Consider the following 20,968-nt stretch of genomic DNA (forward strand, 5'->3'; position numbering starts at 1 on the left):
CCGCCCGCATGGCCGTTCCGGTCAGGGGTACTCGAAGCGGGAGCGACACCCGGTACGACACGACTCCTGTGAAGAGGCGAGCCTCATGGGCATAGGCGGATGCATCACCCTCATCGCGGTCGGCGCGATCCTGACGTTCGCGACCGACTGGGAACTCGACAGCGTCAACCTCGACCTGGTCGGCGTCATCATGATGGCCGTGGGCATCATCGGCACGGCCGTCATGACCAGCATCGCGCGCCGCCGCAGGGCGGTCGTCACCCCGGTCGCACCGACGGTGGTGGACCGGGACGAGCGCTTCTGACGTGCCGTCCGCCGAGCCCGGCCGGGATCCGGACGGGAGGGCCTACGCGTCGAGCCCGGCCAGCACGAGCCCCAGCCGCGACGTCCCCGCGTCGCCGACCACGACCGGAACACCCCAGTCCTGCTGGTGGACATGGCAGGCCGGGTACTCGTTGAGCGGGTCGTCGTCGCACGAGGCGGCCATCGCGGACACGTGCAGCACCCCCTCGGTGACATCCGGGGCCAGCACCAGGTCGCGGCCGAGATCCGTACCGGCGCCGCCGCCCTCCAGCAGCAGCTCCGGCGGGGTCGCCGAGACCAGCAGCCGGGTGGACGGGCCGTACCGCGTGTCGAGCTTCTGCCCGCTCGGCGCCGTGAAGACGATGTCCAGCCGCAGCGCGCCCGGCGCGACCTCGGTCGCCGCACGCCGGGTGCGGTGGGCGACGGACTCGACGCGCACCGCCTCCTCGGGCAGCCGCAGCCGCGTCAGCCGGTGGCGCGCGGACTCGACGACGACGATGTCCTCCCCCACCAGCACGGCGTCGCTCGGCTCGCGCAGATCGGTGGCGAGCGTCGTCACCTCGCCGGTCGCCGGGTCGTAGCGGCGCAGCGCGTGGTTGTACGTGTCGCAGACCGCGACGGAGCCGTCGGGCAGCGCGGTGACCCCCAGCGGGTGCTGGAGCAGGGCCTGCGCGGCCGGGCCGTCGCGGTGCCCGAAGTCGAAGAGCCCGGTGCCGACGGCCGTACGGATCACGAACCCGTCCCCGTCGGGGGCGCGCTCGACGTAGCGCAGCGCGCTGGTCTCGGAGTCCGCGATCCACAGCCGGTCCCCGGCCGCCGCGAGCCCGGACGGCTGCGCGAACCACGCCTCGGCGGCGTCCCCGTCCACCAGCCCCTCGTTGGTGGTGCCGGCGGCCGCCTCGACGGTCCCGGTGGCCGGGTCGTACGTCCAGAGCTGGTGCACCCCGGCCATCGCGATCCACACCCGGTCCGCCCACCAGGCGACGTCCCACGGCGAGGAGAGGGCCACCTCCAGGGCGGGGCCCGAGGTGGGCGCGGACTGCCACCACTGCGCGCCGGTCCCGGCGACGGTCTCGATCGCACCGCTGACCGGGTCGTACGTACGCAGCGCGTGGTTGACGGTGTCCGCGACGATCACCCGCCCGTCGGGCAGCGTCGCCAGCCCCTGCGGCTCGCTGAACGCGTCGGGCCCGAAGCCGCGCTGCCCGCTGCCGATCCGCCGGACGACGGTCTCCGCGTCCGCCTCCAGCTCCACGAGCTGGTGGCGGGTCGAGTCCGAGACGAGCAGACGGCCGCCGGGCAGCTCCACCGCCTTCCCCGGGAAGCGCAGATCGGTCGCGACGGGCTCCGGCGGCACGTAGGGACCGTCCCCGCGCCGCAGCGTCCCCTTGGCCGCGTGCTCGGCCTCCAGCTCCTCCACGAGCTTCGCGAGCGCGTGCGCGTGCCCCTCACCGGCGTGCTGCGCGACGACGTACCCCTCGGGGTCGATCACGACGAGCGTGGGCCAGGCCCGTACGGCGTACTGCTTCCAGGTGGCCAGCTCGGGGTCGTCGAGGACCGGGTGGTGCACCTCGTACCGCTCGACGGCGTCGACCACGGCCTGGTGCTCGGCCTCGTGGACGAACTTCGGCGAGTGGACGCCGATGATCACCACGGTGTCCCGGTGCTTCTCCTCCAGCTCCCGCAGCTCGTCGAGGACGTGCAGGCAGTTGATGCAGCAGAACGTCCAGAAGTCGAGAATGACGATGCGTCCCCGCAGGTCGGCCAGGGTGTAGGAGGTGTCTCCCGTATTGAGCCAGCCGCCCTTGCCGATCAGTTCGGGGGCGCGCACACGGGCGCGGCGGGCGGGGGCGGGGGTCGCGTCGTTCATGGTTCAAGGGTGCCACTCCCGGACCGGCACTCCCACCCGCACCATCGCCGCCCGGGGGCGCGTTCCTCCCGTACCGGCGCGGTGGCGGGCCACCCGCGGGATCCGGCCGATACGTCCGGATCGACCGCGCTCCGGGCCGGCGGAGCGCGCACAGTACCACCGTCCTGGCATTCGAGCCGTCAACACGGGCCTACGATCGTCACACGAAAGCACTGCCGGGGTGCCATCGGGCAGCGTAACTTAGCTGCCGAACCTCCCACGCAGCCCGCAGCCGCCCGCCAGCCCGCGTACCGCAGAACCGCCGAGGGGTCCCGTGACCGTCCATCCCAGCCTTCAGAACTACGCCGATGCCTGGACCCACTCCATCGAGGCCATAGCCGAGCTGGTGCAGCCGCTCGTCGAGGGCGAATGGAACCGGCGCACCCCGTGCCCCGGCTGGTCGGTGCGGGACATCGTCTCGCATGTCATCGGTCTGGACTGCGAGATGCTCGGGGACCCGCGGCCGATCCACTCGCTGCCCCGCGATCTCTATCACGTACGGGACGACCACACCCGCTACATGGAGATGCAGGTCGACGTACGGCGCCACCACACCGCGCCGGAGATGACCGCCGAGCTGGAGTACACGATCATCCGCCGCAACCGGCAGCTCCGGAACGAGAACCGCGCGCCCGACACCCTGGTGCGCGCGCCGCTCGGCGCCGAGCAGACGCTGGAGACGGCCATGCGGATGCGGGCGTTCGACATCTGGGTGCACGAGCAGGACCTGCGCTCCGCGCTGAACAAGCCCGGGAACCTGGACTCCCCCGGCGCCCTGGTCACCCGTGACCTGCTGCTGGCCGCGCTGCCGAAGGTCGTCGCCAAGGACGCGGGCGCGCCGCCGAATTCGGCGGTCGTCATCGACGTCAGCGGCCCGCTGGAGTTCCTCCGTACGGTACGGGTGAACGCGGACGGCCGCGGCTCGATCGACGGCTCGCCCTCGCTCGGCCCGATCGTCACGCTCGCGACGGACTGGGAGACGTACTTCCGGCTGGCGTGCGGACGGGTGCGGCCGGCGGCGGTGGAGGACGAGCTGAAGGTGGACGGCGACCAGGAGCTGGCGGAGGCGATCCTGCGCAACTTCGCCGTCACCCCGTAGCCGTAGCCCCCGGGGCCCGTACGTCCTGGCCCCGTACGTCCGAGGCCCGTACGTCCGGGGCCCTGCGTCCGGGCCGTGCGGCCGGGGCCGGCACCCGCACCGCCGACCACCCGCACCGCCGAGCAGACGCACCGCCGACCACCCGCACCACCGAGCAGACGCACCGGCACCGGCACCCGCACCGGGCGCCGGGGCTCAGCCGGGCGGGGTCAGACGGGTACGTGCACGGCCTCCACCCGGCTCGCCACCAGCCGCTCCCGCTCGCGCCGCGCGGTCCGCGAACGCAGCCGCAGGATCTGCGCGATCCCGACCGCCTGGAGGACGAAGACGGTCGAGAACGCGATCCGGTAGTTGTCGCCGGTGGCGTCCAGCAGGACACCGACCGCGAGAAGCGTCGTCATCGAGGCGGTGAAACCACCCATGTTGACGATTCCGGAGGCCGTGCCCTGACGCTCGGGCGGGTTCGCGGGCCGGGCGAAGTCGAAGCCGATCATCGACGCGGGCCCGCAGGCGCCGAGCACCGCGCAGAGCGCGACGAGCAGCGGCATCGGCGCGTGGTCGCCCGGGTACAGGACGATCGCCGCCCAGACCAGCGCGGTCGCCCCGACCGTACCGAGGGCGAGCGGCACCCTGGCCGCGTGGTGGCGGGCGATGACCTGGCCGTACACCAGCCCGACGACCATGTTGGAGAGCACGATCAGGGTCAGCAGCTCCCCCGCGGCGGCGCGGGACAGGCCCTGCGCCTCGACGAGGAACGGCAGCCCCCAGAGCAGCAGGAAGAACATCGCGGGGAACTGGGTGGTGAAGTGCACCCACATCCCCAGCCGGGTGCCGGGCTCGCGCCAGGACGCCGCGATCTGCCGCCGTACGTACGCGGCGCCCGCGTGCTCGGCGGGCGGCGGCTCGTGCCCCTCCGGGTGGTCCTTGAGGAAGAGCAGCAGCAGGACGAGGACGGCCACCCCGGCCAGCGCGCTGCCGGCGAACGTCGTGGCCCAGCCGAGCGAGCCCAGGGTGCGGGAGATGAAGATGGTGGAGACGAGGTTGCCCGCCATCCCGAACAACGCGGCGACCTGCGCGATCATCGGCCCGCGCCGGGCCGGGAACCAGCGGGTGCCCAGCCGCAGCACGCTGATGAAGGTCATCGCGTCGCCGCAGCCGAGGAGCGCGCGGGCGGCGAGCGCCGTGCCGTACGAGGGCGAGAGCGCGAAGCCGAGCTGCCCGACGGTGAAAAGCACGACGCCGAGGGTGAGCACCTTCTTGGTGCCCAGCCGGTCGACCATCAGGCCGACGGGTATCTGCATGCCCGCGTACACGAGCACCTGGAGGATCGAGAACGTCGAGAGCGCCGAGGCGTTGATGTGGAAGCGCTCGACGGCGTCGAGACCGGCCACGCCCAGGCTCGTACGGAAGATGACGGCGACGAAGTAGACGGCGACGCCGATGCCCCACATCCAGGTGGCGCGCCGGCCGCCGGGCGGATCGCCGGGCAGGGTGACGGAGGCGGCGCTCACCGGTCCGTACCCCGGACCAGCACCTTGACCCGGCTGACATGGCGGCGCACACAGGCGGCGGCGCCGTCGGCGTCGCCCGCCCTGATGGCGTCGAGCAGTTCGGCGTGCTCGGTGACGTTCTTGGCGATCCGGTCGGGGTGCGCCTCCAGCACGGCGACGCCCATCCGCAGCTGCCGGTCCCTGAGCTGGTCGTACAGCTTGGAGAGGATCTGGTTGCCCGCGTTGCGGACGATCTCGGCGTGGAAGCACCGGTCGGACACGGCGACGGCGCCGAGATCCCCCTCCTCGGCCCGCAGCCGCTGCTCGTCGAGCAGCTCCTCCAGCCGCGCGAGGAACGCCGCGGAGGCGGGCACGGCCTTCCGAACGGCGAACTCCTCGACCAGCAGCCGGGTCTCGACGACATCCGCGATCTCCTGCGCGGAGACGGCGAGCACGAGCGCGCCCTTCTTCGGATAGAGCTTGATCAGCCCCTCGACCTCCAGCTTGAGCAGGGCCTCGCGCACGGGGGTACGGGAGACCCCGACGGCCTCGGCCAGCTCCCCTTCGGTGAGCAGCGTCCCGCCCTCGTAACGGCGTTCGAGTACGGCTTCCTTGACATGGCTGTAGACACGGTCGGCGGCGGGAGGTTGTTTGAGGGGGACGGCGGGAGCGGGCACGGGCGGCATGCACGCATCATAGATACAACACAGGTGCAACAGAAAATCCATTCCGCCATACGGACGTACACCTCCGCCGCACCCCCGCGACGCGCCCCTCACGCCCCGGCGGATCCCCCAGAATCCGGCGAGGACCGACCGAGCGCGAGGAGACCGCACATGACCGCGGACCGGAACGGCACGGCCCCCGAGGACACGACATCCGCGACGGCCGAGGTCCCGGACAGCAGCGCGGTCCGGGTGGCCCTCTGGCGGGCCCTGCACGTACAGGTGGACGCGCCGCCCCCGGTGTTCGAGGACGAGATCGGGCTGCGGCTGGCGGACCCCGGCGACGACTGGCGGCGCCGCCCCGACATGGATCCGGACGCCACCAGCGGCTTCCGGGCGGCCGTCGTGGCGCGCGCCCGTTTCATCGAGGACCTGGTCACGGAACGGGCCGGGCACGGGGTCACCCAGTACGTCGTCCTGGGGGCGGGACTGGACACCTTCACCCAGCGCAGACCCGAACTCGCCGCCCGGCTGCGCGTCTTCGAGATCGACCGGCCGGGCGCCCAGCTCTGGAAGCGGCGGCGCCTGACCGAGCTGGGATACGGGGTCCCCGACCGGCTGCGGCTGGTGCCGGTCGACTTCGAGGCGGACGAGGACTGGTGGAGCCTGCTGTCCGCCGCCGGCTTCGACCCCGGGCTGCCCGCGGTCGTCGCCTCGACGGGCGTCACCCAGTACCTCACCCGGGACGCCACCGCGGCCACCCTGCGCCGGCTCGCCGGGCTCGCCCCCGGCTCGACGCTCGCCCTGACCTTCCTGCTCCCTGCCGAACTCCTCGACCCCGCCGACCGCCCCGCCCTCGCGGCGACGGCGCCCCGGGCACGGGCCTCCGGAACGCCGTTCGTCAGCTTCTACACCCCGGGGGAGATGCTGGCACTGGCCCGGGACGCCGGATTCCGCACCGTGGAACACGTACCGGGAACGGAGTTCGCCCGCCGCCGCTTCGCCGACCGGACCGACGGCCTCCGCCCCTCGACAGGCGAGGACCTGCTGCTGGCCACGGTCTGACGCGCGGGCCGGGGCCGCGCCCAAATGAGATGCGCCGAACACCCCACGCTGCCAGGCTGCGCGCCATGGACCGTGACAAGATCTCCCGGCTGTCCCGCGCCGGTCACCCCGTCAACAGCCCCCTCGACGACGAGTCGGTACGCCGGCTGCTCCGGCGGACCGTGGACCGGGGCGGCGAACGCGTACTGGACCTCGGCTGCGGCGAGGCGGCCTGGCTCCTGCGCACCCTGGCCGAGCACCCCGGGGTGACCGCCGAGGGCGTCGACACCTCGGCGCCGTCCCTGGCCAGGGCCCGGAAGGAGGCGGCCGGTCTGGGGGTGGGGCAACGGCTGGTCCTCCACCACGCGGACGCCGCGGAGTTCACCTCCCCCCACCTCTTCGACGCGGTCCTCAGCGTCGGCGCCACCCACGCCTTCGGCGGCCTCCTGCCCACCCTCGACGCCGCCCGCCGCCATCTCGCCCCGGACGGCCGCGTCCTGGTCGGCGACGCCTACTGGGAACGCGAACCCGGCGCGGAGGCCCGCGAACTGCTGGGCGAGTACGAGGACCTGGCGACCACCATGGACCGGGTCGCCGCCCACGGCTGGACCCCGGTCTTCGGGCACCTCAGCACCCGCCAGGAACTGGACGACTTCGAGTGGTGCTGGACCGGATCCCTGGCGGCCTGGGCGCTGGACCACCCCGAGGACCCGGACAGCGCCGAGATCCTGGACATCGCCGCCACCCACCGCTCGCAGTGGCTGCGCGGCTACCGCGAGAGCTTCGGCTTCCTCACCCTGGTACTGCGCCGAACCCCCGCATGAGCCTGCGCCGACCGGGAAAACACCCCGCCGGAACGGCACCGCCCCCTACGCTGGTCGCCAGTCGCCGACCACCGACCGCGACCACGAGCCGGAGGTAAGCGCATGGTCTCCACCGACCGCCTGCTGGCGTTCACCGCGATGTCCCTGCTCATGATCGTGATCCCGGGACCGAGCGTCCTCTTCGTGATCGGCCGGGCGCTGGCCCACGGCCGCCGCAGCGCGGTGGCCACGGTGCTGGGCAATGTGATCGGTACGTACGCCCTGGTGGTGGCGGTCTCGCTGGGGATAGGGGCGCTCGTCGAACGGTCGGCGACCGTGTTCCTGACGGTGAAGCTCGCGGGCGCGGCCTACCTGATCCACCTGGGCGTACAGGCGTTCCGCCACCGCAAGGCGGGAGCACCGCAGCCCGGCGACCCGCAACCGGTCGCCACGCGCGGAGCCCCGCGCACGATCGGCGAGGGCGTCGTCGTCGGCGTCACCAACCCCAAGAGCCTGGTGTTCTTCGCCGCCGTACTGCCACAGTTCGTGAACCACTCCGCCGGCCAGGTCCCCACGCAGATGCTGCTGCTCGGCCTGGTCCCGGTCGGCATCAGCCTGATCACCGACACCCTCTGGGGCCTCGGCGCCGCAGCCGCCCGCGGCTGGTTCGCCCGCTCCCCCCGCCGCCTGTCCCTGATGGGCGGCGCCGGCGGCTTCGCGATGATCGGCCTGGGCCTAACGGTCGCGGCAACGGGCCGCACGGACTGAACGAGGACGCGCCCTGTGGGCCCGGGGCCCCTGGAACTCGCTTCGCCACAGAGCTGTCGGCGGCATCCCAGGGGCAAGGGCAGCGAGGAGGTGAGACCGGTGGCACGACGAAGGGGCACCCCGTTTCCGGAGTACCCCTCGCAACCGGCACGTTCGCCGACGTGGCGGTGGGTGTGGGATGTGAACCCACGGTGACATCGCTGCCACGACGGTTTTCAAGAGAGTGCTGCGGTGAGCGCCTTCACCGTGGCTGACCTGGCCCCTACCCGCCTTCCGCGCTTTCGCCGACTGGGACGGTCCACACCTGGTCCACCCGCTCGGTTCGGTGCTACCTGCCAGCCTGCAAGATCAGCGCTTGCGCGAGGTGGCCGGCCGACACGCCGGCCGCCACCACGCTGCGGTCCGCCTGGACGATATTCAGAGCCCCGGAAAATCTCAGTAGGTCGGCGACCTGCTGAGGCAGGGCATCAGGATCCAACATTGCGCGAGGCCGTCCCGGGGCAACGGAGCGTGGGTGGAGAGCTGTCCAGTCTTGTAGAGAAGGCACTCCACGAGCTCGCCCCGCTGGGGCGTGCCCCACGGCCGTGGCCGACTGGTGGGAAAGCCGACGGCTACGTACCCATCAGACCTGACGGGGTGCAGCGCGACTTCGCTCCCGACCGTCCGAGTAGTCCGGATTCGGTCCACCAGCGACGCTCCCAGTTGATCCAGTTCCCGCGCTGAGCAGCCGGGGACATCCAGCGGAACGACGTGCAGTTCCAGCACGGAATCGTGGTTGCTGACGATCTGGGAAGCCGTACTGTCCGAGGCCCAGTGGATGGTTGGGTTGCTGCCCAAGCTTGGTGAAGGCCAAAGCAGAGGCGGCTGACTCCAGCTCTTTGACCTTCTCCACTACCTTGTTCATCAGGTCTGTTGAAGTGTGGAAGGAGTCGCGGAACACCCCAGTGACGCAGGCTTCCACGACCCGTACAAACTTGTGCTGATCCGGTTCGAACATTACGTCTTGCTTGCGGTAGACGATCCTGGGCATGCCTGCGGCCTGCGCAGTCACCCATTCGTCGTGCGTAGCCGATTTCCCTGTCTCGGGGAAGACGTGGCCGTAGATCGGGCCAAGGAGGAAGGGTCATACATCCGCGGATGCCAGGGCCTTCAGACATGCCTCCCGACTAGGGGTGTTCTGTACAGAAAAGTCCTCAAATCGCACCGGAGTGTGACCCAGTGCGCGGATCAATCCGTCGAGGACGTCACGCTCTGCCTCAAGACCTTTGCGGGCGCTCTATGGCGTATCCCTCTTCTGCGTGTGTGTGGTTGCGGCTTGAGGGCAGCGACGCGCAGAGGTGCGAGGTAGCAGGGCTCATCGGCAGACGAGCATGCCCCCAAGACAAGTGACGCGGAAGACGCCCTCTGCCCGAATGGTCTCGTCAACCCGCTCCCGCGCGCGCTCGATCGTCTCCCGGAACGGAACGCCCATCTTGTCGGCCCAGGCTTCGTACGAGGCCAAGTGCGCGACGACCGGTTCAGCTTCGGTCACCTCGATCACCCCGGGAAGGGGGATCGTGCGGATCTCGCCGAAGACCGTACCGAGGATCGCTGGCGCGTCCTCCAGGGTGAAGCGGGCGGACAGCTGCACTCGGGCCGGGCCCTCTCGGATGCCCAGCACATCGCCTGCGGCCTGGCGCCAAAGGTGCTCCAGTTCTCGCTTGTCGGTCTGACTGTTCGTGGAGACAATCGCGATGCCGCCGGGTGCCAGTACGCGGCCAAACTCCCTTACGGCCTGGACCTGGTTCTCGACGTGGTACAGCATGTGCAGCGCAAGAACCGCACCGAGGGCTCCATCCGCAATGGGCAACTGTTGGACGTCCGCGACAACCGCTCCGGGGATGGCGCCGAGAATGCCCTGAGAGACATCCATGGGCAGCACGTTCAGGTCGGGACGGTCGTCCCGCACCCGAACGACGAACTTCCCGTTACCGCAACCCACGTCAGCGACCACACCGCGTACGTCGGCGAGTTCGTTCACGACGATGCCCGGAAGGTCGTGGCTCGGAGTCTGCCATTGATAGAGGGACTGACGGGCGGCCAGGTGCTGACCCGTGCCGTAAGCCTTGGTGGAAAGAAGGCTGCGATCGGTGACCAAATGATCATGTGTGGGCTGGGCGGTCATCGGGGCTCCGTAGGGTTGCTGGCGAGAGCGGGCCGGACGGTCACCTCGTGAATGTGCGCGCGGAGATCAACTGCCGACTGTGCGCCACGGTACGGCTCGCTTCCGAGGAGCGCGGCCAGATTGCGAAGCCTGATGGTGATACTCGCCGTGTAACCCTCGGCGCCGAACACCTCCGACAGCTTCGCACCGGCTCCCTCGACGTCACCGCTGGCAAGGTACGCCGTGGCCAGGTCCAGATGGGCGGCCTGTAGATCGCCTGGGGAGCGGTCGCCTTCCGGCCCGGCCTGGTACAGCTCCACGGCACGATTGGACGCGCTTATAGCGTGCCGGATCTGCTTGTCGCCCCCAACGGCCAACAGGGTGGTCCCGGCGTAGGCCCACTGCTTGGCCTCGGGGAACGAGAAGACCCCAGGCAACTCGTCGGGTCCCGCATCACCTCGTGCCTCGTGTGCCAGTGCAAGTACCCTCAGCGCACTGTGGTTGTCCCCTTCGGCTGCGCGGGCCCGTGCCTCCAAGCTCAGCAGCCGAGCCTTGATCGTTCCGGTACCGGTGCCTCGACCCTCGCTGTGCCCGGCCTGCGCAAGGTCTCCTGCCCGCCGGTAGTCCCCTGCCCAGTAAGCGGCCAGTGACTGGAACGACCGTGCCCATGCGCGTAACGGTGAGTGCTCCGAGATCTCCGCGCACTGCACCACAGTGCGAACATGTGTAGTTGCGGCGGAGCGGTCCCCCAGGTCAAGCGACGCATGGGCCGCAAGACCGGATAGCCACCCCGCAATCACGTACAGGTGACGGGTCTGACTGGGGTGCTGTCGGCCCCCCAGCAACTGGAACACTCCACCCTGAGCTGTGCGAATCTCCGGGATCAGAAGAGGCAGGGGCCGACTGACGAAGTCCCGGGCAAGTCGGTCAACATCAGCATCGAACTGCTCCAGTACGAGCGTGTTGACGTTGGTCTCCGCCGCGTGACGAGCGAGCCTGGCGGAGAGTTCCGTATCGGCGGCTGGGGATCGGGCATCTTCGTCCGCCCCCGGTAGTCCGGCAATCGGCGGCTCGACGGCTGAAGGGGCCGGCTCCTCGGCCGGTTCGCGGGGCATGACTGTCGGATTGGGCGGCGTCTCCCAGGAGCGTCGGGCAAGGCCGAGCATGTGCCCGGGGATTCGCAGTCCGTCCGAGATCCGTTCGATCACGTCCATGTGCAGCAGCTGCCGCCGTCCGGCGATCACCTCGCCCACGCGGCTCGGGGTCAGGTCGCAGCGGCGCGCGATCATCGACGGATAGATGCCTGCTCGTGCCTTGAGCAGCTGAAAGACGCGGCCGAAGTCTCTGGCCCGGCATGCCTCGATCATCACTGGGTCCGTGAGCAGGCTGACCGGGAGTTCCTTCGAGCGAGATGGCTCGGGCATCGGGCACGCTCCGGCATGAGGACTACGCATCGCTGCACTTGGCCAACCGAGGGTGATATTACCCAAGTTGGGTAATCCGCTTGGCCTTTCTGGCCGGGCCCGCGGATCGCGATGCTCCTGGCCATGGCGAACGGACAGGACGAGGTACGGATGACGTTGCGGGTCTCCCGCGACTCCGGCCAGACGTGGGGGCCTCTCACGGAGGTACGCGTGGGCGAGGACCCGGTGGTCCCGGAGAACCCGGGCCGCTACCCGCCTTGCGACTGCCCCCGGTGCTCACGGCAGGCCCGGAAGGCCGTCGCATCCTTCCGGATGGTGTCGTGATGCGGTGCGTGCACTGGCGCGGGGTGCCACTCGATCTGGCGCGGGAAGCGCGGGAGAGGTCGGCCGACATCTGCATCGACAGAGCGGTGCAGTGCCTGCTGTCCGCGCACGACGACGGGCAGCACTCCGGTCTCCTCACCGACGCCTGCGCGTACGGGACCGCACTGTGGCTCCGCTGGCACGGGACGGACGAGACGGAACTCGTCGTACTGCCGGACTGCCCGGTGACCGCCCCGGGCCCTGACGGCGAGGGCTGCTGTCTGTTCGCCGACCACACCGCACAGCACACCTGGGAAGACGCCCTGGAGGAGGTCCCGTGCACCAACTGATCGCGAGCCCGCACAAGTCCCGGCGCCCTCGCTCGCCTCGCAACGAACAGTGCGGGAACTGCGGTGGCAGTGGCGCCAATTCGTCCGGCAGAACCTGCGGCACCTGCAACGGGCTGGGCGAGATCCACTGCCGCGCCGGCCGCCAGGAGTCCCGTTCGCTGTCCCGCTCCGTGATTCGGAAGGAGGGCCACCGATGGCCCACGCTCTGATCGCCTCCCCGTTCCTCGACGGACACCTTCTCCTCAAGCCGGGAGCACGAGCCGGCGCCCGCATCTCCGCCGACCACTACGAGGGCCTGCACCAGGCCGCCACCGACGGTGAGTCGCTCCCCGCCTGGGCGGTGCAGACCGCCGCCGACCTCTGGGACCTGCACCTGGGTGGCCAGACCGCGCAGGACACGGTGCTGGTGCGCGAGCCGTCCCCGTACGGCTACTGCCGGGCCTCCTGGGAGATCAACCTCGGCTGCAACTTCGGATGCAAGCACTGCTACCTCGGCGAGCGGCCCTTCTCCGGCCTCGGCTGGGACGAAAAGGTGCGGCTCCTGGACATCATGCGCGACGCCGGCGTCCTCTGGCTCCAGATCACCGGCGGCGAACCCACCATGGACCCCCACTTCCAAGACGCCTACCGGTACGCCTGGCAGGCCGGGATGATGCTCACCATCTCCACCAACGGCTCGCTGCTCTGGCGGCCCGATCTACTCAAGCTCTTCCGCGACTGCCCGCCCTACCGCCTGGTCGTCAGCATGTACGGGGCGAGCGAAGAGTCCTTCGACACGCTCACCCAGCGCCGTGGCGCGTGGAAGGCGTTCCGGCGCGGCACGGACGCCGCACGTGAGGCGGGGCTGCCGCTGCGGATCAACGTCGTGGTGACCGAGGACAACGCCTCCGAAGCCGACGAGATGGCCGCCCTCGCCGACGAGTGGAACGTCGAGAACCACGCGTACACGAACATGACGCCCACGATCTACGGCGGCGGTGAGCCGCTGCTCGCCCAGTCCGCCGCCCATCTGCGACAGCGCAAGCCGTTCTCCGGCTGCAACGCAGGACACACGTTCTTCCACGCCGACCCGCACGCCAAGGTCTCGATCTGCAAGGTCGGCCGCGACGACCAGATCGACCTCATGGCCGAAGGCATCGACGGCCTCACCCGGCTCGGCGCCATCGCCGACCGCCTCATGCTTCGCACCGGTGGGTGCGAGGGCTGCGCCCTGTCCGGCACCTGCCGGGTCTGTCGCCCCCTGGCCAAGCACTACCAGGAGGCGAAGGCGCCGCTGCACAGCTACTGCCAGCACGGAGACAAGGAGAACGCCTCATGACCCCGCCCGTACCGGTGACCATCCTCCCCAGCCCGCCGGCCTCGGCCCGCCGCGCCGCCCCGCCCGTCGCGACCCCGTCAATCACCGCCGTCCAGGACCTCGACATGATCGTGGAGAGCGCGGAGTGCTCCTGCGATGCCGGTGACGACAACCCACACTGACCGACCTGAACCAGTCAACTCCGTTCAGCCCTCGGCGTGTTCGCGTCGGGGGCTGAGCCCAGGTCGGCCAGCCGTTAGGGTGCCGCACATGTACTTCCGCTGGGACTGGCTCCGGCCTCAACTGACCGCGCCCATCGTGCCGACCCTCGGTCCCATCCACCCCGACGCACTGACCGTCGACATCTTCGAAGACATCGTGCGAGTGGCCGACACCGGGGATTTCCTGCCCTACGACAAGGACCGGCGCTGGGGCGGCGAGAAGGACGAGAGGGTCCTACGCGACGACGTGGTGCACCAGCGCGAGCACACCCTCATCCCCACCCTGATGCGGCACGGACGGGGCACCGTGAAGGTCTTCGCCTACGGGTTCCCCGACAGCGTCACAGAAGAGGCCACCGAGCTGGTCGCCAAGCTCGCCGCCAGGCACGACGTGGTGAACGCCAGGGTCGTACGCCCCCTCGGTCCCGAGACCACACACCCGCGCGGCACCCGTATCCAGTTGAAAGATTTCGCCACCGGCCCCTGCCCCACCACGGACGGTCCGGTCCGCCCCGTCACCGACTGGCCGACCGCCGTGCAGGAGACGTTCGCGCCGTTCGCCGAGGCCATGGCGGGCGAAGGCTTGACCTTCCTCCACACCCGGATGCAGGCCGGCCGGTGCGGCCCGGTCCTCGTCGCCGCCATCGCGGACCGCGTCGTGGGCGCGATCGGCCCCATGGACGTACGTCCTGACGCCATCGGACGACCCCAGCTGATGCCCCAGTACTTTGCTGTCCTGCCCGAGGCCCGGGGTCGGGGACTAGGTCGCGTCTTGTGGCGGGCCGCCATGCACTGGGGCCAATCTCACGGCGCCGCCTACCAGCTCCTCCAGACCGAGGTCGACGGCCCCTCAGACCGCCTGTGTCAGTCCGAAGGACTGGCCTATCTGGGCTTCACCCACACCACGTCCGCGTAGCTCCGGACCGCGCTGCCTTCTCTGATCAGCTGACCCGTGCCGTTGACGACCTCAGCCATAGAAAGTCGGCCACGACGGCGGGTGCGCCGACCGAGCACCCGCCACGTGTGCCTCCAGCAACCACCCACCGGCCCCGGCAACGCTTCCCTATTCCGTCACGGCCTTGGCCACGTTGCAGCCTGAGCGCTACCGCCAGCCTCGCCTGACGAATGGGCAGGAGGTCGGCTGCCCGGGTTGCGGCGAGTTGAATGGCAATCCGCGTTGACCGGTGCGGGCTTGGCATGCGTCCCGCTTCTGTTGGCCGTGCTCGCCGTGGGGCGGCTGGCAGGATTCTTCGCGGGTCTGACTGTCCGCTTCTCGGTCTTTTGCGGCGCGAGCGGGCGGGGGCCGTCGCGGGCGGTGGCGGAGGCATAGAGTCGGCGGCCTGGGGCCGCCGTGCCGCGCGGCCCTCGCCAGCGGGCCGCCTTGATCCAGTAAAGAAACTTTGGACAGCTCACCCCTTCGGCCGCTTCGGCCAGTAGGGATGGGATGTTTTGCAATGCAATATCTATTTACATAATTGCCACTTCACCCAGCCCGCGCCAGCCTGTTCACGGAATCACTTTTCCTTATCCACAGGCTTGTCGTGACAATCCGCCTTTCGCACGGATTTGTTTACAGGTGGGAGGGGAGCGGCATGACCGTTCGGGAGGGGTGTGCGCTTTGGCTGGTTGCATGCGACCGGACCGGAAAGCCCGGAGCGAAACAGCAGAAGGGAAGGGGAAGTTGGGCAGGTGGACGAAGTCGGCGAGGCGGAAGCGGTGAGCGGTTTACATGGCGGGCGCACTGCCGACCACCCCCATAAGTCGTTGCGAACGTAGTAAAGGGCTGGCTACGAGAGGAGTGGGGGAGGCGTGGCCGAGCCTTCCGGGCATGACCGCAGTCGAAGGCCGGCCGCCGTACCGACGCCGTCACGGATGATCCCGCGTGAGCGGACCAAACTCATGACCGTGGCTGATGGGGATCTGGCTGCTGCCGCGATGGGGCCGAGCCCGCCATGGGCGCTCCGCTCACTGGCCCCAAGTCGTCGCTACTCGTCCGACTGTCGCCAGAGTGGCCCCTGGGCATCCAGGTCGTTCGTACAGTGGCGCGCTCCACCTGGACGCCATGAACCACGTCCGCTCCACGGTGTGTGGGACGACGGCAGACGGGATGGCAGCCAAGGCGGGTGATGGGATGAGCTGTAGGACCCGCCGCCGTAGTCACAATCGCTTTCGCAGAGTCACCAACGCAGTCTTGGCAAAGTCCTCAAGCTTCCCTGCACGTTGAGACTGCTGAGCGACGACCGATGCTCGTCGCTCGGGACTGTCCATGGGGTAGGAAACGGCGGAGAGAGTCAGCGACGCCTGCGCGCTGACGAGCGTTAGGTCGGCCACGAGGGTTTCGTCGCGCACCAGATGCCGCAGTTCATCAAGACGATCTTGGAGGGCCGGGAGACCTGCTTCGGTAAGCCACTCCTCGGAGCGATAGGTGTACATGATGTCACCCGCCACATCAATCACCTTTGCCAACAGCCCCACCAACTCTTCTGGGGGGCCGAAGCGCCGACGTCTGTTGGTTTGGTGCTGGTTCCAGGCCGCCCATAGCCCGGCAGGCCCTCCGAGGGCTCCCACCGCGCCGCCCACCCCACCAAGCCATGCAGCGAGATCCGCCATGTCTCTCCCCCTCGCGTGACCCCATCGTGCCCGAGGGGACGGTAAACAAGGGGGAAGCACGGATAACAACGGATAGATATAGCTGAACGGCCCCTCAGCTAAAATGCCTGCTCAGGGGCCGTTCATTTGCGGTGGGTGTGGGATTTGAACCCACGGTGACATCGCTGCCACGACGGTTTTCAAGACCGTTCCCTTAGGCCGCTCGGGCAACCCACCCACGCCCCGCCCACCAGCGACGGAGCGGCTACAGCCTACCGGCTGCCCGGCTCGGGTGCGTATGCCTGGCCGGAGGACGGACGGTGCCCTCCGGTTCGACGTGCTCGGCGACTCGGCGTCGCCGTCGCGTCGGGCGGCAGGAAGGAAGAAGTCCCGCTCGCCACCCCGCCAGGGTTCCGAGGGCCGTCAGATGGCGACTGCGGCCGCAACGAACAACAGCAGGACATAAGCAATCGGAATGAATGAGGCCCCGTACGCGATGGCGAGCAGGATCACGACCGTGACCATCAGCGGCCGCATGACGTCGTCGTATCCGTCGCCGAGGAGTTCGAAGCGCGCCCAGAGGAGAATCGGAAGACCCAGCGCGGTGGCGACCATGGGTGCCCTCCACCATGTGAAGTGGACGGCGTGGAGCTGCGATTCATCCGTGTTCATGCTCCCCATCCCGCCAACGGCGGCTGGTCGAGACGGCGGACATGGTCATATCCAGCGCCATCCGCGAGGTCGTCCATGCGGTGCCGGGTCAGCCCGTGACCGGTCGATACGGTCGAGTGGCGGTGTCAGACCTGAGTGCGACACTGCGGCGTATGTCTCTCGCTGATCTCAGTCTCGACCAGTGGCGGCTCTTCGAACCGGCTGCCGCGCGTCGCGTCGCCCAGGAAGCGGCCTCCCAGGTGGATGGCCGTGTGGTCGTCGTCGAGACCGTTGAGCACCTCGGTACTCCGCTGCACCGTGTGCGGATCGAGCGGAACGGGCAGGAGTTCGCCCTGATACCCGGCGGTCCGGTGACCCTCGGTCTCGACCTCGGCGCCTGGCAGCCGACACCTGAGCAGACCGCCGACTACGCGGAAAGCCTGGATCAGGGTTTCGGCTACGGGTCCGATCTGCGAGCCCACCTCACCGGAATACTCAGCCCGCACAGGAGTGTCGTCCTGGCCACGGTGCTCATGGCCGTGGAGGACGAGAACCTGACCGAACCGCCCGCCGACGTGCCGACCGTCCTCGCGGAACGTGGCCTACGGATGCCGAGCCCCGACGAGTGGGAGCACGCCTGTGGCGCCGGCGCGGACACTCTGTTCCGGTGGGGAAATGACTGTCCCCTCGACCGCATCCCGTACGGGGACCGCACCGGCCCGCATCAGCAGCTGAGCGGCTTCGGGCTGCGTATCGCGTACGACACCTACCGCACGGAGCTGACAAGCGACATCACTGCGGTCCACGGTGGCGACGGCGGCGAGTCCGTGTGCGGTGGATACGGCCACATGCTGGCGTGGCTGCCCTTGGCCACCGCGAACCGCAACCCTTCCCTGGCCGAGTTCATATACGGCCCGGACGGCGAAGACCTCTGCGAAGATCTCTCCACCCGGCCCGTACTCACGCTCTGATCCTGCTCGGGCGCTCAGGGCACAAGACCGGGGGTGGCCGGAAAACTCCACCGCACGTACGAGAGCGCCCGCGCCCGCGCCTCCACCACCGCCATCCGCGCGCCGCGCTCCGCCGGGTCGGTGTGGGCCGCCTGGCCCGTCGCCTGGCCGGGCCACTTGCGGTACAGGAGCCCCACCTCGGACGAGAACCAGCCGCGGCTGACGGAGTCCAGCGCGAGAAGCAGCCCGGTGTCCTCGGAGGCCGGCAGGGCCATCCAGCCGCCGAGCGCGAGGACGAGATGGCGTCGGGCGAAGAGGGTCGCCGGGTGGACCGGGGCGCGGTAGTCGTGCGACGACCAGTGGTCCAGTACGCTCCGCGCTCCATCGGGCCCTCGTCCGGATCGCCCGGGATACCGGCCGTGGAGCCGTCGGGCAGCAGGTCCAGCACCCTCGAAGTCGCCCACCCGATGGTCGGATCGGCTTCGAGTGCGGCCAGGTCGCGGGCAAGCGCCCCCGCCGCCAACTGGTCATCGGCGTCGAGGACCTTCACGTACTCGCCGTCCGCCACCGCGAGCGCGAGCGTACGGGCGGTGCCGGGGCCACCGGGCCGGCCCTGGGTGAAGGTCACCCGCGGATCGTCCGGGAGGTACGGGGCGACCTCGTCGCTCCGGCCGTCCTCCTGGACCAGCCAGTGCCACTCCCACCCCTCGGGCAAGTCCTGCTCGCACAAGGACTTGTACGCGTCCGGCAGGAAGTGGGCGGAGGGCGCGTGGACAGCGGTGATAACGATGATGCGCCGGCGCACCGCACTCACCACCTCTCCATCTCCACGACGCGGTCGTCGAGGTCGTACGACGTCTCGCGGAGCAGGAGTACGGAGGTCCCGGGCGGCAGCTCAAGCTCCTCCGCCTCTGCGGGGTGGGCGGCCAGGTGACGACCCGTCGACCGCAGCCCACCGGCTGCCCGGCTGGGGTGCGTCGCGCTGTGAGGTGGGCATCCCGCGTGGACCAGCTCCTGTGGGTTGTGGGTACGGTTGAGGCTGCTGTGGAACGAGCCTGTCGTACCGGGGCCGTTCGCGGCCCTCCGCGATGCGGCGTACGAGCTTGCTCACCTGGGGGAGGGCACGAGGCCGGTGGAGTTGGCCGACCGCCAAAGCCACTCGGGTGGTCGTGGAGTGCGCCGAACCGGGTCGGAGCAGCGGCGCCCCGAGCGCGTTCGTACGGGACCGGTCGGAGAGGACATCGGATGACCAGCCACACCTCGGACTGCCGCAACGTACGAGCGGTCAACACCGCCGTCTGCGACAGCCGGAAGAAGGTCACCTCCGCGCCGACGAGTTCGACGGATCCGGGTGCGAACAGCATCGTCCCGTACGACGGACCCGCGACGCCCAGGCACTGGGGCTGACGCCGGATGACACCTGCACGCGATACGCGCGCCGACGGCGACGCCGGCCGCCGCCGTCTCCGTCCTTGGCACTGGTTCAAACCGCGTGGATCACGCATGTTCGTCCTCGGGATATGCGTAGCCGTCGGGGGAATCGCCGGCTCGATCCGGGGTGCCGCGGACGGCATGGGCGTCCTCAAGGTCGTCGGACTGCTCGCGGTGGGGATGCTCGGCGTGCTGTTGACCATCAGTTACATCGTGAATTACGCCAAGGAGCGATGACCGTAGGTGCGGGGGCCTGGGCACCGGAGGGCCCCGGGTCCGCGGAGGCCGGCAGGCCCTCCAGGCGTCGCGTGCGCGTGCGAGGGGGCGGCGGGCGAAGAGGGGCGCCGGGCGAGCCGGGGTCCGGTGGCCACCGGGGCGGGGCCCGTCCGCGTGGATGACTCGGGGATCTCTCGCCCGAACGAACAGTCATCGGCGAAATAATTCAGTCATGAAAATCATGAACCCGAACACAAAGCGCCCACTATCGAAATAGTTGACGAAATCGGTTGATTTTCACGGCTGCGGTAATACCATCCCTGGATATCATCTACGGCGCCGAGTCCCAATGGCGCTGCACGTCTCGCACAAAGCGCCCTGCCGGGCGAATGGGGGAAGGCACGTGTCGTACTCACGCGGCATGACGGAAGTCCAGGTCAGCAGAGGGATCCTCTGGGTGGGGGCGGAGACGTATCCGCTGCGCAACATCGCCCGGACCTCTATGAAGGAACTCGTGCCCGATCGCCGCAAGGCGAAAATGCACTTCGCGAAAACTCTCGTGCGTGATCTCTTCCTGATGCTCATCGCATTCGGGATCATGCAGGCGTCCACGCTTTTCGGCACCCTGATCTTGCTGCTCGCCCTCGGGCTGATCGCGCGTGGCGTCATCGCGCTGCAGCGGACCCTGGCCGCGCCGACCCTGCACGTCCTGGAACTCACGACGTCGGGAACTCCGCAGACGGCGCTCACGAGTGACGACAAGAAGCAGATGGACCAGGTCTTCCACCAGATCATGGAAGCGATGGACAACCCGGAGGTCCAGTTCCGCTACGAGATGCAGACCTTCAACATCAACGGCGACAGCATCTACCAGGTCGGTGACCACAACGTAGGCAAGGTGACCACGTGAGCGGCGACAGCGTCACGCAGTTCGGCAACTTCAACATCGGCATCATCAAGAGCCAGGGCCCGGTCGACGCACGAGCGGCCCACCAGCAGATGATCAACGCGGCGTGGGAGCTGCGGAATCATGTGCCGGACGCGGACCGGGCCCTCATCGACGACTCGCTGAGCGTCATCAACCATGACGGCCCGGTGGACCGGCAGAGATTCCGTCAGGCCCTGGCCGGTATCGGCGGAGTCGCCGCGCTGGTGGGTGGCGCCGGGGCGCCGGTGATCGAGGCCATCAGCAGGCTGATGGAGGCGCTGGGGCTGCAGTAGGCACCACCCGTGAAGCGGTCGGCCACGGCCGCCGTACGGAACGCGCGGAGGCGGGGCGCCGGGATGGCCGGTGCCCCGCCTCATCTGCGGT

Annotated in this window: 23 protein-coding genes, 1 tRNA gene and 1 pseudogene; 14 read left to right on the forward strand and 11 right to left on the reverse strand. The window is 69.5% G+C overall.

Annotation, left to right across the window (positions count from 1 at the left end; translation table 11 throughout):
- The first annotated feature begins 85 nt into the window (after window positions 1-85).
- Window positions 86-304: a DUF6458 family protein gene (locus ACFXPK_RS15100; protein ID WP_384999141.1), complete on the forward strand. Its 219-nt coding sequence runs from the start codon at window positions 86-88 to the stop codon at window positions 302-304.
- Window positions 305-346: 42 nt separating this feature from the next.
- On the opposite strand, the gene ACFXPK_RS15105 is transcribed toward ACFXPK_RS15100, so the two are convergent.
- Complete coding sequence (locus tag ACFXPK_RS15105; protein WP_384999144.1) at window positions 347-2,173, reverse strand: NHL domain-containing thioredoxin family protein; 1,827 nt, start codon at window positions 2,171-2,173, stop codon at window positions 347-349.
- A gap of 313 nt (window positions 2,174-2,486) precedes the next feature.
- Between ACFXPK_RS15105 and ACFXPK_RS15110 the strand changes: the two genes are divergently transcribed.
- A complete protein-coding gene (locus ACFXPK_RS15110; RefSeq protein WP_384999147.1) occupies window positions 2,487-3,311 on the forward strand; it encodes a maleylpyruvate isomerase family mycothiol-dependent enzyme in 825 nt (274 codons plus the stop codon).
- A gap of 209 nt (window positions 3,312-3,520) precedes the next feature.
- On the opposite strand, the gene ACFXPK_RS15115 is transcribed toward ACFXPK_RS15110, so the two are convergent.
- Entirely contained in the window at window positions 3,521-4,762 is a 1,242-nt protein-coding gene (locus tag ACFXPK_RS15115) for a nitrate/nitrite transporter (RefSeq protein ID WP_384999208.1), read from the reverse strand.
- Window positions 4,763-4,818: 56 nt separating this feature from the next.
- Window positions 4,819-5,487 carry a GntR family transcriptional regulator gene (locus ACFXPK_RS15120; protein ID WP_384999150.1) on the reverse strand — a complete coding sequence of 223 codons (669 nt, stop codon included), beginning with the start codon at window positions 5,485-5,487 and terminating at the stop codon, window positions 4,819-4,821.
- A 150-nt stretch (window positions 5,488-5,637) separates the two neighbouring features.
- On the opposite strand from ACFXPK_RS15120, the gene ACFXPK_RS15125 reads away from it, so the two are divergent.
- From ACFXPK_RS15125 to ACFXPK_RS15135, 3 genes are all read left to right on the forward strand, one after another.
- Window positions 5,638-6,531 (forward strand): class I SAM-dependent methyltransferase, encoded by an 894-nt coding sequence (locus ACFXPK_RS15125; protein WP_385075391.1) that lies wholly within the window; start codon window positions 5,638-5,640, stop codon window positions 6,529-6,531.
- Window positions 6,532-6,596: 65 nt separating this feature from the next.
- A complete protein-coding gene (locus ACFXPK_RS15130) occupies window positions 6,597-7,334 on the forward strand; it encodes an SAM-dependent methyltransferase (protein ID WP_384999156.1) in 738 nt (245 codons plus the stop codon).
- Between the two features lie 102 nt (window positions 7,335-7,436).
- Entirely contained in the window at window positions 7,437-8,081 is a 645-nt protein-coding gene (locus ACFXPK_RS15135) for a LysE family translocator (RefSeq protein WP_385075394.1), read from the forward strand.
- 1,123 nt (window positions 8,082-9,204) lie between these two features.
- On the opposite strand, the gene ACFXPK_RS15140 is transcribed toward ACFXPK_RS15135, so the two are convergent.
- The 3 genes from ACFXPK_RS15140 to ACFXPK_RS15150 form a co-directional block, all read right to left on the reverse strand.
- Window positions 9,205-9,312 carry a hypothetical protein gene (locus tag ACFXPK_RS15140; RefSeq protein WP_385075397.1) on the reverse strand — a complete coding sequence of 36 codons (108 nt, stop codon included), beginning with the start codon at window positions 9,310-9,312 and terminating at the stop codon, window positions 9,205-9,207.
- Window positions 9,313-9,435: 123 nt separating this feature from the next.
- Window positions 9,436-10,245, reverse strand: a complete 810-nt coding sequence (locus ACFXPK_RS15145; protein WP_385075399.1) for a class I SAM-dependent methyltransferase — start codon at window positions 10,243-10,245, stop codon at window positions 9,436-9,438.
- Complete coding sequence (locus ACFXPK_RS15150; RefSeq protein WP_385075402.1) at window positions 10,242-11,648, reverse strand: helix-turn-helix domain-containing protein; 1,407 nt, start codon at window positions 11,646-11,648, stop codon at window positions 10,242-10,244. Before ACFXPK_RS15150 ends, ACFXPK_RS15145 begins: the two co-directional genes overlap by 4 nt.
- A 347-nt stretch (window positions 11,649-11,995) precedes the next feature.
- On the opposite strand from ACFXPK_RS15150, the gene ACFXPK_RS15155 reads away from it, so the two are divergent.
- The 4 genes from ACFXPK_RS15155 to ACFXPK_RS15170 all read left to right on the forward strand — a co-directional run bounded on the left by ACFXPK_RS15155 (window position 11,996) and on the right by ACFXPK_RS15170 (window position 14,735).
- The gene (locus tag ACFXPK_RS15155) at window positions 11,996-12,301 is read left to right on the forward strand and encodes a hypothetical protein (protein WP_385075405.1); all 306 of its coding nucleotides are present in this window, start codon (window positions 11,996-11,998) and stop codon (window positions 12,299-12,301) included.
- A 193-nt stretch (window positions 12,302-12,494) separates the two neighbouring features.
- Window positions 12,495-13,619: a radical SAM protein gene (locus tag ACFXPK_RS15160; RefSeq protein WP_385075408.1), complete on the forward strand. Its 1,125-nt coding sequence runs from the start codon at window positions 12,495-12,497 to the stop codon at window positions 13,617-13,619.
- Window positions 13,616-13,780 carry a hypothetical protein gene (locus ACFXPK_RS15165; RefSeq protein WP_385075411.1) on the forward strand — a complete coding sequence of 55 codons (165 nt, stop codon included), beginning with the start codon at window positions 13,616-13,618 and terminating at the stop codon, window positions 13,778-13,780. Before ACFXPK_RS15160 ends, ACFXPK_RS15165 begins: the two co-directional genes overlap by 4 nt.
- A gap of 88 nt (window positions 13,781-13,868) precedes the next feature.
- On the forward strand, window positions 13,869-14,735 hold the full coding sequence (locus ACFXPK_RS15170) for a GNAT family N-acetyltransferase (protein WP_385075414.1): 867 nt from the start codon (window positions 13,869-13,871) through the stop codon (window positions 14,733-14,735).
- A 1,241-nt stretch (window positions 14,736-15,976) separates the two neighbouring features.
- Here the strand turns inward: ACFXPK_RS15170 and ACFXPK_RS15175 are convergent.
- The 3 genes from ACFXPK_RS15175 to ACFXPK_RS15185 form a co-directional block, all read right to left on the reverse strand.
- A complete protein-coding gene (locus ACFXPK_RS15175; RefSeq protein WP_385075417.1) occupies window positions 15,977-16,429 on the reverse strand; it encodes a hypothetical protein in 453 nt (150 codons plus the stop codon).
- 129 nt (window positions 16,430-16,558) lie between these two features.
- A tRNA-Ser gene (locus ACFXPK_RS15180) sits at window positions 16,559-16,645 on the reverse strand.
- Between the two features lie 186 nt (window positions 16,646-16,831).
- Window positions 16,832-17,023: a hypothetical protein gene (locus ACFXPK_RS15185; RefSeq protein ID WP_385075420.1), complete on the reverse strand. Its 192-nt coding sequence runs from the start codon at window positions 17,021-17,023 to the stop codon at window positions 16,832-16,834.
- Between the two features lie 209 nt (window positions 17,024-17,232).
- Here ACFXPK_RS15185 and ACFXPK_RS15190 point away from each other — a divergent pair, with 209 nt between their 5' ends.
- Window positions 17,233-18,030 carry a hypothetical protein gene (locus ACFXPK_RS15190; RefSeq protein ID WP_385075423.1) on the forward strand — a complete coding sequence of 266 codons (798 nt, stop codon included), beginning with the start codon at window positions 17,233-17,235 and terminating at the stop codon, window positions 18,028-18,030.
- Window positions 18,031-18,044: 14 nt separating this feature from the next.
- On the opposite strand, the pseudogene ACFXPK_RS15195 reads toward ACFXPK_RS15190, so the two are convergent.
- A pseudogene (locus ACFXPK_RS15195) lies at window positions 18,045-18,814 on the reverse strand (glycosyltransferase family 2 protein).
- Between the two features lie 5 nt (window positions 18,815-18,819).
- Entirely contained in the window at window positions 18,820-19,020 is a 201-nt protein-coding gene (locus ACFXPK_RS15200; RefSeq protein WP_385075481.1) for a UTRA domain-containing protein, read from the reverse strand.
- Between the two features lie 234 nt (window positions 19,021-19,254).
- On the opposite strand from ACFXPK_RS15200, the gene ACFXPK_RS15205 reads away from it, so the two are divergent.
- The 4 genes from ACFXPK_RS15205 to ACFXPK_RS15220 all read left to right on the forward strand — a co-directional run bounded on the left by ACFXPK_RS15205 (window position 19,255) and on the right by ACFXPK_RS15220 (window position 20,877).
- Window positions 19,255-19,416 (forward strand): hypothetical protein, encoded by a 162-nt coding sequence (locus tag ACFXPK_RS15205; protein ID WP_385075426.1) that lies wholly within the window; start codon window positions 19,255-19,257, stop codon window positions 19,414-19,416.
- A 96-nt stretch (window positions 19,417-19,512) separates the two neighbouring features.
- Entirely contained in the window at window positions 19,513-19,677 is a 165-nt protein-coding gene (locus tag ACFXPK_RS15210) for a hypothetical protein (RefSeq protein WP_384999199.1), read from the forward strand.
- Between the two features lie 400 nt (window positions 19,678-20,077).
- Window positions 20,078-20,566 carry a DUF6232 family protein gene (locus ACFXPK_RS15215; protein ID WP_384999202.1) on the forward strand — a complete coding sequence of 163 codons (489 nt, stop codon included), beginning with the start codon at window positions 20,078-20,080 and terminating at the stop codon, window positions 20,564-20,566.
- Window positions 20,563-20,877 carry a hypothetical protein gene (locus tag ACFXPK_RS15220; RefSeq protein ID WP_384999205.1) on the forward strand — a complete coding sequence of 105 codons (315 nt, stop codon included), beginning with the start codon at window positions 20,563-20,565 and terminating at the stop codon, window positions 20,875-20,877. The genes ACFXPK_RS15215 and ACFXPK_RS15220 overlap by 4 nt, the downstream gene beginning before the upstream one ends.
- Window positions 20,878-20,968: the final 91 nt, after the last annotated feature.

The organism is Streptomyces sp. NPDC059142, assembly GCF_042755665.1.
Classification (GTDB): domain Bacteria; phylum Actinomycetota; class Actinomycetes; order Streptomycetales; family Streptomycetaceae; genus Streptomyces.

What these genes read in the sequence shown, in the direction of transcription:
- ACFXPK_RS15100 (WP_384999141.1), top strand. Translation starts at nt 86, where the DNA reads ATGGGCATAGGCGGATGCATCACCCTCATCGCGGTCGGCGCGATCCTG.
- ACFXPK_RS15105 (WP_384999144.1), bottom strand. Translation starts at nt 2,173, where the DNA reads ATGAACGACGCGACCCCCGCCCCCGCCCGCCGCGCCCGTGTGCGCGCC.
- ACFXPK_RS15115 (WP_384999208.1), bottom strand. Translation starts at nt 4,762, where the DNA reads ATGTGGGGCATCGGCGTCGCCGTCTACTTCGTCGCCGTCATCTTCCGT.
- ACFXPK_RS15120 (WP_384999150.1), bottom strand. Translation starts at nt 5,487, where the DNA reads ATGCCGCCCGTGCCCGCTCCCGCCGTCCCCCTCAAACAACCTCCCGCC.
- ACFXPK_RS15125 (WP_385075391.1), top strand. Translation starts at nt 5,638, where the DNA reads ATGACCGCGGACCGGAACGGCACGGCCCCCGAGGACACGACATCCGCG.
- ACFXPK_RS15130 (WP_384999156.1), top strand. Translation starts at nt 6,597, where the DNA reads ATGGACCGTGACAAGATCTCCCGGCTGTCCCGCGCCGGTCACCCCGTC.
- ACFXPK_RS15135 (WP_385075394.1), top strand. Translation starts at nt 7,437, where the DNA reads ATGGTCTCCACCGACCGCCTGCTGGCGTTCACCGCGATGTCCCTGCTC.
- ACFXPK_RS15145 (WP_385075399.1), bottom strand. Translation starts at nt 10,245, where the DNA reads ATGACCGCCCAGCCCACACATGATCATTTGGTCACCGATCGCAGCCTT.
- ACFXPK_RS15150 (WP_385075402.1), bottom strand. Translation starts at nt 11,648, where the DNA reads ATGCCCGAGCCATCTCGCTCGAAGGAACTCCCGGTCAGCCTGCTCACG.
- ACFXPK_RS15160 (WP_385075408.1), top strand. Translation starts at nt 12,495, where the DNA reads ATGGCCCACGCTCTGATCGCCTCCCCGTTCCTCGACGGACACCTTCTC.
- ACFXPK_RS15165 (WP_385075411.1), top strand. Translation starts at nt 13,616, where the DNA reads ATGACCCCGCCCGTACCGGTGACCATCCTCCCCAGCCCGCCGGCCTCG.
- ACFXPK_RS15170 (WP_385075414.1), top strand. Translation starts at nt 13,869, where the DNA reads ATGTACTTCCGCTGGGACTGGCTCCGGCCTCAACTGACCGCGCCCATC.
- ACFXPK_RS15175 (WP_385075417.1), bottom strand. Translation starts at nt 16,429, where the DNA reads ATGGCGGATCTCGCTGCATGGCTTGGTGGGGTGGGCGGCGCGGTGGGA.
- ACFXPK_RS15185 (WP_385075420.1), bottom strand. Translation starts at nt 17,023, where the DNA reads ATGGTCGCCACCGCGCTGGGTCTTCCGATTCTCCTCTGGGCGCGCTTC.
- ACFXPK_RS15190 (WP_385075423.1), top strand. Translation starts at nt 17,233, where the DNA reads ATGTCTCTCGCTGATCTCAGTCTCGACCAGTGGCGGCTCTTCGAACCG.
- ACFXPK_RS15205 (WP_385075426.1), top strand. Translation starts at nt 19,255, where the DNA reads ATGACCAGCCACACCTCGGACTGCCGCAACGTACGAGCGGTCAACACC.
- ACFXPK_RS15210 (WP_384999199.1), top strand. Translation starts at nt 19,513, where the DNA reads ATGTTCGTCCTCGGGATATGCGTAGCCGTCGGGGGAATCGCCGGCTCG.
- ACFXPK_RS15215 (WP_384999202.1), top strand. Translation starts at nt 20,078, where the DNA reads ATGACGGAAGTCCAGGTCAGCAGAGGGATCCTCTGGGTGGGGGCGGAG.